Source organism: Streptococcus sp. SCPM-O-B-15304 (M98) (assembly GCF_058200215.1).
On record NZ_JBYQGQ010000016.1, the window covers coordinates 13,419 to 26,995 of the forward strand.

The window sequence follows — 13,577 nt, forward strand, 5'->3', positions numbered from 1 at the left end:
TTAGTTTTCCTCCTTTTCTACGAGACCACTATCAGATGAAATGACGCCATCACGAATGACAATCTGACGCTTGGCGTAAGCAGCGATTTCAGGCTCATGCGTAACCATAATGATGGTTTTTCCTTCTTTATTTAATTCAACTAAGAGTTGCATAATCTGATTTCCAGTTTTAGTATCCAAAGCTCCAGTAGGCTCATCTGCTAAGATGATTGAAGGATTGTTGACCAATGCACGCGCAATGGCAACCCTTTGCTTCTGACCACCTGACAACTCCGAAGGTAAATGATGGCTACGCTCGGTCAGTTCAACCTTTTCCAGATATTCTTCTGCTAATTTGCGACGTTTTGAAGCTGAAACTCCAGCATAAATCAAGGGCAATTCTACGTTTTGAAGAGCATTAAGCTTGGACAAGAGAAAGAATTGTTGAAAGACGAAGCCGATTTCCTGATTTCGAACCTTGGCTAATTGTTTTTCACCCAAACCAGCCACTTCTTTTCCATCTAGAAAATACTGACCACTTGTAGGGGTATCCAACATACCAATAGTATTCATGAGGGTAGACTTCCCTGAACCAGATGGTCCCATGATAGCCACGAATTCTCCCTCGTGAACTTCAAGGTTAATGTTTTTGAGAACTTGAAGCTCTTGATCACCATTTCGATAACTACGGCAGATATTTTTGAGGCTAATTAGTTGCTTCATCAGTCTTCACCTCTTTTCCTTCTTGCAAGGAAGCTGTCGGATTACTGATGACTTTTGCTCCATCTGTCAGACCAGATGTGATTTCTTGGTTTTCTGCATCTGCATTGCCCAATCCAACTTCAACTTTTTTGGCCTTTTGATTTTCATCAAGAATCCAAACATAGTTTTTATCTTCTTCCATGACTACGCTCGAGATTGGAACTATCAATGCTTTACTAGTACTTTTCACTTCGACACTGACTGTAAAGCCCTGTTTCAAGTCACCGATTTCACTAGTTACATCGACTGTATATGGGTATTTAGAACCTGTGTTTGAACCAGCTAAGCTACTGCTTGCTTCACTGTTATTTTTTGGATAATTTGAAATATAGCTAATCTTACCATTCCAAGTTTTATCTGGATAAACTTTAGAAGTGAAAGTTACTTCTTGACCTACAGATAGATTGGCAAGGTTGTATTCAGAGAGCTCCCCCTTGACCTGCAAATTATCGTTACTTACGATATGTACCAATACTTGACTATTTCCTGTTGGAGATTTTGAAATGTTACGATTCACTTCAACAACTGTTCCCTCTACATTACTCAATACCGTAGCAGCATTCAACTGGGCTTGAGCTTTTTCGAGTTGCGCTTCTGCATCTGCACGCACATCACGAGCATCGCTGATTTGAGAATCAATAGCAGCTGTAGCAGAACCGGATGACTGAGCTGGCGCTTGTCCAGTTGCTCCTTCTAGACCTGCTTGCGGAAGGCTAGGTGTTGCTGCAGCGGTATTTCGAGACTCATTCAGTTCATTGATATGACGATCAGCTTTAGCAACAGCACGACTGGCAGCATCATAGGCAGCCTGGGCTTCTGTGCTACTATACTTGACAAGAGCCTGTCCTTCGCTGACCTGATCTCCAACAGAAACCAAGACCTCGTCCAAGTCACCCTTACTTGCATCATAATAGATGTATTGTTCATTCTGAGCAGTAACACTCCCCGATAGGAGAACTGAAGATGCCACAGACCCCTCTTTAGCAAGGACAATCTTAGCAGTTTCATCTTTTGCTGCAGCTTGATTTGGTTGTCTTAACAGAAGAACAGCAGCTGCACCCACTACAAGAACTGACGCCACTCCAATAGCAGTAAATAAAGGCCATTTCTTAGCTTTTGACTTTCTTTTCATAGCAATACCCCTTTTATAAATATATATGTTAAGATTATAGCACATATCCTAAAAATGGACAATTTATTTCTCATTATCCAAAAACATTTGCTGAATCTTTTATTGTTGTATTAGTTATATAATACACTTTCTTTTTTATTTTTGCAAGCATTTTCTTAAAAATTTTAAACGTAGCAGATTTTTGCATTGACCTCCAAAAAAAGATAGAATATGACTAGAAAACAACAAAGGAGCTTTCTATGAGAGAATACGATATTATCGCCATTGGAGGAGGTAGCGGGGGTATTGCTACCATGAATCGTGCTGGTGAACATGGTGCTAAAGCGGCAGTGATTGAGGAAAAGAAATTAGGTGGAACCTGTGTCAATATTGGCTGCGTTCCTAAGAAAATCATGTGGTATGGAGCTCAAATCGCAGAGAGCATCCACAAATATGGACCTGACTATGGTTTTACAAGTACTGGCAATGAATTTGATTATGCAAGGCTTCGTAAAAATCGTGAAGCCTATATTGATCGTGCTCGCTCTTCTTATGGTGGAAGCTTTAAGCGTAACGGAGTTGATTTGATTGAAGGACGCGCCGAGTTCGTTGATGCTCATACTGTTAGTGTCAATGGAGAGTTGATTCGTGCTAAGCACATCGTGATTGCAACTGGGGCACATCCTCATATTCCTACCATTCCTGGTGCTGAACTAGGTGGTAGTTCTGATGATGTCTTTGCTTGGGAAGAGTTGCCAGATTCTGTAGCCATTCTGGGTGCTGGTTACATTGCTGTCGAATTAGCTGGCGTGCTCCATACCCTTGGTGTGCAGACAGATTTATTCGTCCGTCGTGAGCGTCCACTTCGTGGGTTTGACAGCTATATTGTTGAGAGTCTAGTTCAAGAAATGGAGAATACTGGACTAAACCTCCACACCCATAAGGTTCCTGCTAAACTTGAAGAAACTGAACAAGGCATTACCATTCATTTCGAAGATGGTAGTACTCATACTGCCAGTCAAGTTATCTGGGCAACTGGCCGCCGTCCAAACGTTGAAGGACTCCAGCTAGAAAAGGCAGGCGTTACTCTCAATGAACATGGTTTCATCCAGGTTGACGAATACCAAAACACAGTCGTTGATGGTATCTACGCTCTTGGAGATGTGACGGGTGAAAAAGAACTGACTCCTGTTGCTATCAAGGCTGGCCGTACCCTATCCGAAAGACTTTTCAACGGTAAAACCAATGCCAAAATGGACTACACTACTATTCCAACTGTTGTCTTCTCACACCCAGCTATCGGAACAGTCGGCCTGACTGAGGAAGAAGCTATCAAAGAGTATGGACAAGAAAACATTAAAGTTTATACTTCAAAATTTGCTTCTATGTATTCAGCAGTTACTAGTCACCGTCAAGAAGCACGCTTCAAGCTCGTTACAGCTGGTGCGGACGAAAAGGTCGTTGGTCTTCATGGTATCGGCTACGGCGTCGATGAAATGATTCAAGGTTTTGCAGTAGCAATCAAGATGGGCGCTACAAAAGCTGACTTTGATGCGACAGTTGCTATCCATCCAACTGGCTCAGAAGAGTTTGTGACTATGCGTTAATAAAAAGAGACCATCTTGGTCACTCAGATTGAAGAAAAAGCCTATTTAGGAGCATTTTCTTCAATCTTTTTCTTTTAATTAAAGAACTCTTTTCCATCAGGATTCCTAAGGTTTATTCACCATATAGTAGCCAAGCTCTATAAGGCTAGTCTTTTTATTACGGATAAGATTTATCTGTGTTTTGAAAAATCTCTTTGGCCTCCGGCTCTCTCTAAATCGGCCGTTACAAATTTGTAACCTTTATTTTTAAAACAGGTTGACAATTGTGTTTCTTAAAGTATAATAGTTACTATAAATTAAAAAAGAGGTTAACTATTATGAAAAAAGCACACATTTATGCTATTCCAGCTATCGGGGCTGCTCTGATTGCAGTATTAGCCCAAATCAGTATCCCAATTGGACCTGTTCCATTTACTCTTCAAAATTTTGCTATCGGACTCATCGCTACTGTTTTTAGACCAAGGGAAGCCGTTCTTTCTGTTGGTCTCTATCTCTTGCTGGGTGCTATCGGTATTCCTGTCTTTGCCAGTGGGGGAGCTGGTTTTCATGTTTTGGTAGGTCCAAGCGCTGGCTATCTTTGGTTTGACCTTGTCTATGCTGGACTTACGTCCTATCTTATCCATAATAAAAGTGGCTATATTCGTATCTTTCTTGCAAATCTCTTAGGAGATTCCCTTGTCTTTGTTGGTGGTATTCTCAGCCTCCACTTCCTTGCTGGTATGCCTTTTGATAAAGCACTAGCTGTCGGTGTACTTCCCTTTATCATTCCTGATCTTGCAAAAATCCTTGCCATTAGTTTTATCGGACGACCACTCCTTCAACGTCTCCGTACTCAATCCTATTTTTCAAGCAAATAAAAAGAGGCCGGGTTTTTCCCAGCTTCTTTTGGATTATTCTTACATGATTGCTTATTGATTCTTAAAGGCATCGACCATCACTTGAAACTCCTCGTTTGAGAGGGTGATTCCTTTCCCCATCTTAGTGTGGTCTGGACTCCAAGCACGAATGTCAAACTTTGCTGGTGCTCCATTAAAGCTGACACGATTGATTTCCTTGGTCCAACCTTTTTCATTCTCTGAAAGCGTAAGTAAGTGTTCTTCGATTTCAAATGTAAATTCTGCCATTGTATTCTCCTTTTAATTGTATTCACTTGATTATTCGTAAAATCTTGTAGATTTTTTTAAAATTGTATATAATAATGGTAAAAAGAAGGGAGGCTCCGATGAAAGATTTTTTTAAACATATTCAACAAAAATTCCAAGGATTTCTCAACGGACGAGAAGAACCAGATCATTCCAAAGCTGACTCCCTGACAAGTGCTATTAAAGAGGCACTCCTGAAAAAAACTGCTGTCCACATTATTTTTTCAGATACAAGTTTTACAGGGGATATCATCAAATTTGATACGGATCGCCAGCAAATTATCGTTAAAAATTTTGCAAAAAATGTGACCCGCATTATTCGAATCCCAGATATTCGAAAAATAAGTTTTGTTCCCTCAACTGTCCAAACTGCCCAAAAAAATCGATTTAAGAAAGAGTGAGATGAGTTTTCTTCATCTCACTCTTTTCTATTAACGGATTTGTTCAAAATGAAGATGAACAGCAATATGTTCTCCGTAACCACTTCTCTCTAAATCCCGTTGCAAACGGTAAGAGATATAGTGTTCAGCGATGGTAATGTAACCTGCACCAAGCAAGCGATGCTCAACCATTGATTGAATCATGCTGATTGTCGCACGCTCCACTTTTGCCTCTTCTAGATCCAAGACAACTTTCTTAGTTACCTGAGCTAGATTTTGACGTAAATCATCTGTCAAAACATAAACTGTTTGAGCAGCTTTGAGAATTGCTTGATAGATTTTATCTGGATCAAAGTCGGCAACTTGTCCATCACGTTTAATGACTTGCATAGGCTTCTCCTTTTAATTTGTATTTTCTTTAATGTCCGCTAACATTTTTGCTTCTTCTGCTGTTAATTCATAATGTTCCAACAAATCTGGTCTACGCTCATAAGTTTTTTTGAGACTTTCATAGAGACGCCATTGGCGAATCTTCTCATGATGCCCACTCATAAGCACTTCTGGAACCACCATCCCACGATAATCATAAGGACGTGTGTACTGAGGATATTCGAGGAGCCCAGATGAGAAGCTATCATCTTGGTGACTGGTTTCCTTCCCAATTACTTCTGGTATCAAGCGAACCGTCGCATCAATCATGGTCATTGCTGCCAGTTCTCCACCAGTCAAGACATAATCACCTAGGGAAATCTCATCTGTTACCAAGGTCTTAATGCGTTCATCATAGCCCTCGTAGTGACCACAGATAAAGATGAGTTCCTCTTCTTGGGCTAAATCTTCAGCATAGGCTTGATCAAACTGCTTACCAGCAGGATCCAAAAGGATCACGCGCGGATTCTTCTTTTCAATAGCATCAAAGGCATCAAAAATCGGTTGCGCTCGTAGCAACATCCCTTGACCACCGCCATATGGTTCATCATCCACATGACGGGCCTTTTCAGCATATTCACGAAAATTATGATACTGGATATCTAAAAGCCCTTTTTCACGGGCCTTTCCAACGATGGAATGTTCTAGCGGTGAGAACATCTCTGGAAAGAGGGTTAAAATATCAATCTTCATCGTCTAACCCTTCTAAGAGTTCTACATCCACACGATTATTAGGAATATCTACATTAAGGACAACCGGTGGGATATATGGTAAAAGCAGATCGCGTTTCCCCTTACGCTTAACTACCCAGACATCATTGGCACCTGGTTGAAGGATTTCCTTAATGGTTCCAATCAAGTTATCACCCTCGTAGACCTCTAAGCCGATAATTTCGTGATAATAAAACTCACCCTCGTCCAGGTCATTCAGGTTTTCTTCTGCAACCTTCAAACTGTAGCCCTTGTATTTTTCGATATCATTGATGTGATACATATCCTTAAATTTGATGATATCAAAGTTTTTATGCTTACGGTGACTCGCGATAGTCACTGTTTTAACAAATTGATCCTTCTCATCAAATAAGGCAAGCTCTGCACCTTTTTTAAAGCGTTCTTCCGAAAAATCCGTCACAGATAAGACTCTCATCTCACCTTGCAAACCTTGTGTGTTGACGATTTTTCCAACGTTAAAATAGTTCATTTGATCTCCTGTAATTTCCTTATCTCCATTTTCTTCTTACAATTTTTTAATAATATCTACAATTTTTTCTGATTCAGACCACTGTAAATAATGATGACTTCCACCTAGAATAAGTTTAGTCTTAGAAGTCCAATATTCTGATTCTCTGTACTCTTTTTCTCTATAAGCCTGGCAAAAAATAAATACAGGGATACGATCTGTTATTGACACATCCTCAAAATCTTCCTTGGTGATCTCAACAGATACCTGAAATCCCGGAACTTGACATTCCAACTCTGAACCGTTTTCTTGCATTAATTCCCATATCTCTTTATTAATTTCAGGGCTAAAGGTGGTTTGAGTTAAGTTCTTAAAATAAAGTTCAGGACCGAATTCTTCAATCAGTCTCATTTGCTTTTCCATTTCTGGATAAGGATTCTTTGAAAAATCAGCAAACATTACTTTTTTAGTTGTAGGTTCAATCGCCACTAAAGCTTGACAATTAAAATCTTTGTTCATCAATTTGCAAGCTAAGATTCCACTCAAGCTATGAACACAAAGTACATAATCAGAAATATTTAGTTTTTTAAGAATTTCATAAACTGCATCTACAAGATTGTCCAGATTTTTTCCAGCTAGGTTCTGAATCGGACTCCTACCTGTGTTCGGAAAATCAATTGTCAAATAACCAATTGTAGGAGGAAGTTTTTCAAGTATAAGTGAAAAATTTTCATAACTTGGTAGCAAACCTGCTCCATTTAGACAAACTAGCACTTTCTTTTGCTTTTGATAAGTAACAAAGAGACTGCCAATTTCTGTAGATACTTCAAACCTCTTCATAAAGAAACCACTCATTCTATACAATGATTTATTATATACCCTTATCCTTTATTTTATCACGTTCCAGGGATTTTCACAAGTTGGAGAAAAAGCTAGTTCTGACCTTCGGCTTCTAAATATCCTTCCAAATCTCGTTCATGGTGATACTTGATGGCAGCCTTTTTGTCTTTTTCAAAAATGGTCTTGGTTAGATCAATATCGTTGATAGCTGCGATTGCAACCGTATAATGAATAATATCAGCAAGTTCTTTAGCAAGTTCCTCGTTCGAGTCTTGAACACCCTCTTTTCGACCAGAGCGTCCATTTAAAACTTCAGCTACTTCTCCGACTTCCTCCACTAGCTTGATAAAAAGACCTTCCTCAGTTCGAGACTGCTGGTAATGTTCGAGTAAGTAGTCTTGTAATTGTCTAAACGTTAAATCCTTCATATCCTGCTCCTTGCAAAAAAAGCGAGACATCCGTCCCGCTTTTCTTATTTTTCGTCAATAACGATTCTTACTTTTTTGTCTTCAGTTGGGACAGAGTAGACAATCGTTCTTATCGCAGAAATAGTGCGACCCTTACGACCGATTACACGACCCACATCGCTTTGATCAAGATCCAAATGATATTCCAAAAATTCTGGTGTATCTTCAATCTTGATAGTTAAGGCATCTGGTTGTGAAATCAAAGGTTTCACAATTGCAATAATGAGATTTTCAATCGTATCCATCTGTCAACCTACTTTAGAATTATTTAGAGAATTTAGAATCGTGGAATTTCTTCAATACGCCTTCTTTTGAAAGGATGTTACGTACTGTATCTGAAGGTTGAGCTCCATCAGCCAACCATGCAAGAACACGGTCTTCTTTCAAAGTTACTTGGTTTTCAGCAACAAGTGGGTTGTAAGTTCCAACTGTTTCGATGAAACGTCCGTCACGTGGTGAACGTGAATCTGCTACGTTAATACGGTAGAAAGGTTTTTTCTTAGAACCCATACGAGTCAAACGGATTTTAACTGCCATTTTTAATATCTCTTTTCTTTTATTTTTTAGTTCGGTGAAATAGCTGAGCTATTTAGCACATGTTCTATTATAGCAGATTTCTAAGAGGTGTCAAGAAAAAAACTTGACAGACTTTAAAATTTTTAAATTTTTTGAAATTTGTTAGACTAATAGGGATAAATTAGAAAGAGAAACTTTATGAATACTAGTCTAGAGAAGATTTACAAAGACCATCAGGTTAAGCCTTACATCTCTCCTGATCGTGATATAGAGGCTTGGCTACTAAATCCCAAGCCTGTTCCCAAGCGAAATATGAAATTACTAGAAGACAATCTCCTGGCAGGAGATATCATCCTCCTCTGGCGAATTCAGTTTGGTACCTTTACTACAGAAACTTGGTTTCCAAAATATTTTGAGTATTCTTATGGAATTGACGCACCAAAACATTTAGAAACGCTTGTTGAAAAAGGCTATGCTCTTGTTGAAACTGCTTTTGATTCGCTGGATCATATCAATGCTACAATGAAAAAGAATATCCTTAAAAAGAAGGGTGTTACTGGACTCTCTAAGATGAAGGCTGCAGATCTGGACCAAGCCCTTCATGACCATTTTTCAGAAGAGGAATTAGCTAGTCTCTTTTCGATTCGCGGTTATAAACTAACTCCAAAAGGAGAACAGGCTCTCAAGGACCATCAGGCAATCATTGACCGCCATCCAAAGAAGAATCTTTAATCAACCAAGTCAGGTTGATTTTTTTGTAAATCATTTAAAACACTTATAAAACATTACAATTATTGACAATCACTTACAAAAGAGGTATATTAGTATTAAAAGAGGGAATTCATATGTACCAAGAACAACGATTAGAAGAAATCATTAAACTTTTAGAGGATAGAGGAAGTCTATCAGCAAAAGAAATGGTTGACCATTTCCATGTTTCCAAAGATACCATCCGTAGAGATTTTGCTATTCTCGCAAAGGAAAAACGAGCAAAAAGAACTCATGGAGGTTTATTGCCAATCCAAAAGCAAAGGATTCTTGGTTATAAAGGTCGAGCAGGACAGTCTTCCAAAGAAAAAGAGAAAATTGCTCATTTAGCTACCCAACTTATTTCTGATTCACAATTAATTTTCTATGATGTTTCAACAACTGTACTTGAGTTAGCAAAAATAACAGATAAAAAAGTTACTATTTTCAGCCATTCATTGGATAATGCACTGGTCTTAGGAGAAAATGAAAATGTCGATTTTAACATTATCGGTGGACGATTTCATAAAAAGAATCGTTTCTATTACTCATTAGAAGAATCCGAATCTTTGAATAGAATTAAATTTGACTTAGCATTTTTTGGTGCAGCTAGTCTTTCAGACGGACAAGTTAGTTTTGAAGATCAAGAAGATGTTCTAATGAAAAAAAGAGCATTTAAAACCAGTAAAATTCGCGTCTTGTTAGCTGAAACCAGCAAGATAAACAAACACTCTCATTATATTCTTTCCGAACTTACAGATTTTGATTATTGGATTACAGACAAAGAACCCGACATAGAAATTCAACAATCTTTAGATGGTAAAACAACTATTCTATTTTAAAAAGGAGAAACATATGTCAGTGATAAAGTTAATCATAAGTGATATCGATGGTACCATTTTAGACCAAAATCACCAATTAGACTCTCATTTACTAGAGCTTATGCCACTTTTGAAACAAAGTGAAATTCCTTTTGTTCTAGCTTCTGCTCGCTCTCCTCTTGGTATAGCTCCAATTTCGAAAGAACTTGGAATCACAGATTTTCCAATTGCAAGTTATAATGGTGCTCTCATTAGTAGAGGAGATAAAATTCTGAGTCAGCATACTATTAATAAAAAGGAATTACTCTTACTACATGATTTTTTAACAAAAGAATTTCCGACAGTTTCAATTAATGTTTATTCTGGAAAAGATTGGTACGTCAATACTTTAGATAAATGGGTAGAAATTGAAGCACAGATTACTGGAGAGAGCCCAAAAGTTACTTCACTAGCAGATTTTCTTCAGGAAGAAAAGAATCTTATTCATAAACTTTTACTAATAGATAACGCAACTACTATCCAGAAACTTAAAGAGACATTAGCAACAATAGATTTCCCTCAAACTAACTTTTACCTTTCGAAGGATAACTATCTTGAAGTCACACATAATCAAGTCTCAAAAAAACAAGCTCTGTTAGAATTAGCCAACTATTATCAACTATCACTCACTGAAATTATGAGTATTGGAGATAATTATAACGATATTCCAATGATTGAGACCGCTGGACTTGGTGTTGCAATGGGAAATGCTCCTACAGATGTTAAAGTCTGTGCAAATAAAGTAACAGATTCTAATGATCAAAATGGGGTAAGTAAGGCCATAAAATTGTATGTACTATCGGAATGATCACAATTGAATATTTGAAATCCACTTTCAATTAGGGTACAATGGTAGAAATGATTTTTGAAAGGATTACCATGAAAAAAATAGCAACACTTCTATTAATCTCAACTTTTGCCCTTGCTGGATGTAGCAGTATCCAACGTAGTCTCCGAGGGGATGACTATGTAGATTCTAGCTTGGCTGCTGAAGAAAGTTCCAAAGCAGCTGCCCAATCTGCAAAGGATCTCAAAGACGCCTTGACAAATGAGAATGCTAACTTCCCACAACTCTCTAAGGAGGTTGCTGAAGACGAAGCTGAAGTCATTCTCCACACCAGTCAAGGAGATATCCGCATCAAACTCTTTCCAAAGCTAGCTCCACTTGCGGTTGAAAATTTCCTAACTCACGCAAAAGAAGGCTACTATAATGGTGTTACCTTCCACCGAGTGATCGATGGCTTCATGGTCCAGACTGGTGATCCAAAAGGGGATGGTACTGGTGGTGAATCCATCTGGCATGATAAGGACAAGACTAAAGACCAGGGAACTGGTTTCAAGAGCGAAATCTCTCCGTATCTCTATAACATTCGTGGATCTCTCTCTATGGCCAATACGGGCCAACCAAATTCAAACGGTAGCCAGTTCTTCATCAACCAAAATACGACGGATATTTCTGCCAAACTCCCTACAAGTAGCTATCCAAAGAAAATTATCGAAGCCTACAAAGAAGGTGGAAATCCTAGTCTAGACGGTAAGCACCCTGTTTTTGGTCAAGTCATCGACGGTATGGATGTTGTTGACAAGATTGCCAAGGCTGAAAAAGACGAAAAAGACAAACCAACTACTGCTATCACTATCGACAGTATCGAAATTGTTAAGGACTACGATTTCAGTAAAAAATAGGATAATCCCAAAATAAGGAGATGTGAAAATGATTTTATTCTGGGGTTCTAAAGGTTACCAAAAGGTCTTAGGACATACTCAAACCACTATCGAGTGTGGTCACTGTAACAATGCCGACACTTGGGAAATTTCAGAAACTGGACGTAAGTTTACCCTTTACTGGATTCCACTCTTTCCTTACGGAAAAACTTATTTCGTTTCTTGCCCGATTTGTCACTACGGGAAAGAAATCCAAAAATCTGATATTGAAACCTATTTGAATTACTAGCCAAAAAGCCAAGTCACCCAGACTTGGCTTTTTCCTATTCTAGTTTTGCGGGATTCTCTTTTTATGTCAACTCATTGAAGTCCCAGATTTGGTCCATCCAGCCTTCGTAGAAGTCTGGTTCGTGACACACCATGAGGATAGACCCCTTGTATTCTTTCAGAGCACGTTTGAGTTCATCCTTGGCATCCACATCCAAGTGGTTGGTAGGTTCGTCAAGAACAAGGACATTATTCTCTCGGTTCATCAAGAGACAGAAACGAACCTTAGCTTGCTCTCCACCTGACAATACTTGGATTTGACTCTCGATATGTTTAGTCGTCAAACCACAACGGGCAAGGGCTGCACGGACTTCTGCTTGGTTAAGGGCTGGAAAGGCATTCCAAACTGCTTCCAGTGGTGTCTGACGATTGCCTCCTTCTACTTCCTGCTCAAAGTAGCCAAGTTCTAGGTAGTCACCACGCTCAACTTCCCCAGCAATTGGAGGAATAATCCCCAAGAGACTCTTCAAAAGTGTTGTTTTCCCGATACCGTTAGCACCAATAATGGCAACCTTTTGATTGCGTTCAAAGGTAAGATTTAATGGTTTGGTAAGGGGACGGTCATACCCAATCTGCAAATCCTTGGCTTGGAAGATAAAGCGTCCAGGTGTACGAGCAGTTTTGAATTCAAAGGACGGCTTTGGTTTCTCACTTTGAAGCTCGATGATATCCATCTTGTCCAATTTTTTCTGACGAGACATAGCCATGTTACGCGTTGCGACACGTGCTTTGTTTCGAGCCACAAAGTCCTTGAGATCCGCAATTTCTTTCTGTTGACGCTCATAGGCTGCTTCCAGTTGTGATTTCTTCATGGCATAGACTTCTTGGAACTGGTAGTAATCGCCTGAATAGCGTGTCAACTGTTGATTTTCAACGTGATAGACGATATTGATTACATCGTTTAAGAAAGGAATATCGTGCGAAATAAGTACAAAGGCATTTTCATAGTTCTGGAGATAGCGTTTGAGCCAGTCAATATGTTCAGCATCGAGATAGTTGGTTGGCTCGTCAAGAAGCAAGATATCTGGTTTTTCAAGAAGCAATTTGGCTAAAAGCACCTTTGTTCTTTGCCCACCAGACAAAGCTGTGACATCCGTGTCCATCCCAAAGTCCATGACACCAAGGGCACGCGCCACTTCATCGATTTTAGCATCCAAGGTATAGAAATCACGACTTTCCAAACGGTCTTGAAGTTCTCCAACTTCTTCCATTAGAGCATCAATATCAGCGCCCTCTTCTGCCATTTCCATGTAGAGTTCATTGATACGTGCTTCTGCTTTGAATAATTCGTCAAAAGCTGTACGAAGAACGTCACGAACAGTTTGGCCTTCTTTGAGCACCGCATGCTGATCTAGGTAGCCAGCTGTCACATATTTAGACCATTCCACCTTACCTTCATCAGGTAACATTTTACCAGTCACGATACTCATGAAAGTTGATTTTCCTTCACCATTGGCACCGACCAGACCGATATGTTCACCTTTTAAAAGACGGAAGGATACATCTTCAAAAATCGCACGGTCTCCAAAACCGTGACTTAAATTTTTTACTTCTAAGATACTCAT

19 protein-coding genes are annotated in these 13,577 nt (G+C 39.1%); 8 read left to right on the forward strand and 11 right to left on the reverse strand.

What is annotated here, in order from left to right:
- Together AC3E7H_RS08905 and AC3E7H_RS08910 are read right to left on the reverse strand one after the other, a co-directional pair.
- The gene (locus AC3E7H_RS08905) at positions 1-702 is read right to left on the reverse strand and encodes an ABC transporter ATP-binding protein (protein ID WP_045615203.1); all 702 of its coding nucleotides are present in this window, start codon (positions 700-702) and stop codon (positions 1-3) included.
- Entirely contained in the window at positions 686-1,873 is a 1,188-nt protein-coding gene (locus tag AC3E7H_RS08910) for an efflux RND transporter periplasmic adaptor subunit (RefSeq protein WP_049509141.1), read from the reverse strand. The genes AC3E7H_RS08905 and AC3E7H_RS08910 overlap by 17 nt, the downstream gene beginning before the upstream one ends.
- Before the next feature lie 239 nt (positions 1,874-2,112).
- Here AC3E7H_RS08910 and gor point away from each other — a divergent pair, with 239 nt between their 5' ends.
- Both gor and AC3E7H_RS08920 read left to right on the forward strand, forming a co-directional pair.
- Complete coding sequence (gene gor, locus AC3E7H_RS08915; RefSeq protein ID WP_414267269.1) at positions 2,113-3,459, forward strand: glutathione-disulfide reductase; 1,347 nt, start codon at positions 2,113-2,115, stop codon at positions 3,457-3,459.
- Between the two features lie 317 nt (positions 3,460-3,776).
- On the forward strand, positions 3,777-4,316 hold the full coding sequence (locus AC3E7H_RS08920) for a biotin transporter BioY (RefSeq protein WP_485714850.1): 540 nt from the start codon (positions 3,777-3,779) through the stop codon (positions 4,314-4,316).
- Positions 4,317-4,367: 51 nt separating this feature from the next.
- Here AC3E7H_RS08920 and AC3E7H_RS08925 read toward each other — a convergent pair whose 3' ends face one another.
- Positions 4,368-4,583, reverse strand: coding sequence for a YdbC family protein (locus AC3E7H_RS08925; protein ID WP_000807425.1), 216 nt, complete (start codon positions 4,581-4,583; stop codon positions 4,368-4,370).
- A 98-nt stretch (positions 4,584-4,681) separates the two neighbouring features.
- Here AC3E7H_RS08925 and AC3E7H_RS08930 point away from each other — a divergent pair, with 98 nt between their 5' ends.
- On the forward strand, positions 4,682-5,002 hold the full coding sequence (locus AC3E7H_RS08930; protein WP_414267271.1) for a hypothetical protein: 321 nt from the start codon (positions 4,682-4,684) through the stop codon (positions 5,000-5,002).
- Positions 5,003-5,032: 30 nt separating this feature from the next.
- On the opposite strand, the gene AC3E7H_RS08935 is transcribed toward AC3E7H_RS08930, so the two are convergent.
- The 7 genes from AC3E7H_RS08935 to rpsP form a co-directional block, all read right to left on the reverse strand.
- Positions 5,033-5,371 (reverse strand): ATP cone domain-containing protein, encoded by a 339-nt coding sequence (locus AC3E7H_RS08935; protein ID WP_001196044.1) that lies wholly within the window; start codon positions 5,369-5,371, stop codon positions 5,033-5,035.
- Between the two features lie 12 nt (positions 5,372-5,383).
- Positions 5,384-6,103: a tRNA (guanosine(37)-N1)-methyltransferase TrmD gene (gene trmD / locus AC3E7H_RS08940; RefSeq protein WP_049502991.1), complete on the reverse strand. Its 720-nt coding sequence runs from the start codon at positions 6,101-6,103 to the stop codon at positions 5,384-5,386.
- A complete protein-coding gene (gene rimM / locus AC3E7H_RS08945; RefSeq protein ID WP_414319500.1) occupies positions 6,093-6,611 on the reverse strand; it encodes a ribosome maturation factor RimM in 519 nt (172 codons plus the stop codon). The genes trmD and rimM overlap by 11 nt, the downstream gene beginning before the upstream one ends.
- Before the next feature lie 36 nt (positions 6,612-6,647).
- Entirely contained in the window at positions 6,648-7,430 is a 783-nt protein-coding gene (locus tag AC3E7H_RS08950) for an alpha/beta fold hydrolase (RefSeq protein ID WP_485714849.1), read from the reverse strand.
- Positions 7,431-7,522: 92 nt separating this feature from the next.
- The gene (locus tag AC3E7H_RS08955; RefSeq protein WP_414316076.1) at positions 7,523-7,858 is read right to left on the reverse strand and encodes a MazG nucleotide pyrophosphohydrolase domain-containing protein; all 336 of its coding nucleotides are present in this window, start codon (positions 7,856-7,858) and stop codon (positions 7,523-7,525) included.
- Between the two features lie 44 nt (positions 7,859-7,902).
- A complete protein-coding gene (gene kphA, locus AC3E7H_RS08960) occupies positions 7,903-8,142 on the reverse strand; it encodes an RNA-binding protein KphA (RefSeq protein WP_000379617.1) in 240 nt (79 codons plus the stop codon).
- A gap of 19 nt (positions 8,143-8,161) precedes the next feature.
- On the reverse strand, positions 8,162-8,434 hold the full coding sequence (gene rpsP, locus AC3E7H_RS08965; protein ID WP_000268760.1) for a 30S ribosomal protein S16: 273 nt from the start codon (positions 8,432-8,434) through the stop codon (positions 8,162-8,164).
- A 177-nt stretch (positions 8,435-8,611) separates the two neighbouring features.
- Between rpsP and AC3E7H_RS08970 the strand changes: the two genes are divergently transcribed.
- The 5 genes from AC3E7H_RS08970 (at position 8,612) to AC3E7H_RS08990 (ending at position 11,974) form a co-directional block, all read left to right on the forward strand.
- Positions 8,612-9,145 (forward strand): hypothetical protein, encoded by a 534-nt coding sequence (locus AC3E7H_RS08970; RefSeq protein WP_490676426.1) that lies wholly within the window; start codon positions 8,612-8,614, stop codon positions 9,143-9,145.
- Positions 9,146-9,258: 113 nt separating this feature from the next.
- Entirely contained in the window at positions 9,259-10,002 is a 744-nt protein-coding gene (locus AC3E7H_RS08975; protein ID WP_045763784.1) for a DeoR/GlpR family DNA-binding transcription regulator, read from the forward strand.
- 13 nt (positions 10,003-10,015) lie between these two features.
- Positions 10,016-10,828: an HAD family hydrolase gene (locus AC3E7H_RS08980; RefSeq protein ID WP_490676427.1), complete on the forward strand. Its 813-nt coding sequence runs from the start codon at positions 10,016-10,018 to the stop codon at positions 10,826-10,828.
- A gap of 71 nt (positions 10,829-10,899) precedes the next feature.
- A complete protein-coding gene (locus tag AC3E7H_RS08985) occupies positions 10,900-11,706 on the forward strand; it encodes a peptidylprolyl isomerase (protein WP_000717397.1) in 807 nt (268 codons plus the stop codon).
- Between the two features lie 28 nt (positions 11,707-11,734).
- Positions 11,735-11,974 (forward strand): zinc-ribbon domain-containing protein, encoded by a 240-nt coding sequence (locus AC3E7H_RS08990; protein ID WP_083501000.1) that lies wholly within the window; start codon positions 11,735-11,737, stop codon positions 11,972-11,974.
- Between the two features lie 61 nt (positions 11,975-12,035).
- Here AC3E7H_RS08990 and abc-f read toward each other — a convergent pair whose 3' ends face one another.
- Complete coding sequence (abc-f, locus tag AC3E7H_RS08995) at positions 12,036-13,577, reverse strand: ribosomal protection-like ABC-F family protein (protein ID WP_049527818.1); 1,542 nt, start codon at positions 13,575-13,577, stop codon at positions 12,036-12,038.

Coding starts and splice junctions, on each gene's coding strand:
- AC3E7H_RS08905 (WP_045615203.1), bottom strand. CDS start 702: ATGAAGCAACTAATTAGCCTCAAAAATATCTGCCGTAGTTATCGAAAT.
- AC3E7H_RS08910 (WP_049509141.1), bottom strand. CDS start 1,873: ATGAAAAGAAAGTCAAAAGCTAAGAAATGGCCTTTATTTACTGCTATT.
- gor (WP_414267269.1), top strand. CDS start 2,113: ATGAGAGAATACGATATTATCGCCATTGGAGGAGGTAGCGGGGGTATT.
- AC3E7H_RS08920 (WP_485714850.1), top strand. CDS start 3,777: ATGAAAAAAGCACACATTTATGCTATTCCAGCTATCGGGGCTGCTCTG.
- AC3E7H_RS08925 (WP_000807425.1), bottom strand. CDS start 4,583: ATGGCAGAATTTACATTTGAAATCGAAGAACACTTACTTACGCTTTCA.
- AC3E7H_RS08930 (WP_414267271.1), top strand. CDS start 4,682: ATGAAAGATTTTTTTAAACATATTCAACAAAAATTCCAAGGATTTCTC.
- AC3E7H_RS08935 (WP_001196044.1), bottom strand. CDS start 5,371: ATGCAAGTCATTAAACGTGATGGACAAGTTGCCGACTTTGATCCAGAT.
- trmD (WP_049502991.1), bottom strand. CDS start 6,103: ATGAAGATTGATATTTTAACCCTCTTTCCAGAGATGTTCTCACCGCTA.
- rimM (WP_414319500.1), bottom strand. CDS start 6,611: ATGAACTATTTTAACGTTGGAAAAATCGTCAACACACAAGGTTTGCAA.
- AC3E7H_RS08950 (WP_485714849.1), bottom strand. CDS start 7,430: ATGAAGAGGTTTGAAGTATCTACAGAAATTGGCAGTCTCTTTGTTACT.
- AC3E7H_RS08955 (WP_414316076.1), bottom strand. CDS start 7,858: ATGAAGGATTTAACGTTTAGACAATTACAAGACTACTTACTCGAACAT.
- kphA (WP_000379617.1), bottom strand. CDS start 8,142: ATGGATACGATTGAAAATCTCATTATTGCAATTGTGAAACCTTTGATT.
- rpsP (WP_000268760.1), bottom strand. CDS start 8,434: ATGGCAGTTAAAATCCGTTTGACTCGTATGGGTTCTAAGAAAAAACCT.
- AC3E7H_RS08970 (WP_490676426.1), top strand. CDS start 8,612: ATGAATACTAGTCTAGAGAAGATTTACAAAGACCATCAGGTTAAGCCT.
- AC3E7H_RS08975 (WP_045763784.1), top strand. CDS start 9,259: ATGTACCAAGAACAACGATTAGAAGAAATCATTAAACTTTTAGAGGAT.
- AC3E7H_RS08980 (WP_490676427.1), top strand. CDS start 10,016: ATGTCAGTGATAAAGTTAATCATAAGTGATATCGATGGTACCATTTTA.
- AC3E7H_RS08985 (WP_000717397.1), top strand. CDS start 10,900: ATGAAAAAAATAGCAACACTTCTATTAATCTCAACTTTTGCCCTTGCT.
- AC3E7H_RS08990 (WP_083501000.1), top strand. CDS start 11,735: ATGATTTTATTCTGGGGTTCTAAAGGTTACCAAAAGGTCTTAGGACAT.
- abc-f (WP_049527818.1), bottom strand. CDS start 13,577: ATGAGTATCTTAGAAGTAAAAAATTTAAGTCACGGTTTTGGAGACCGT.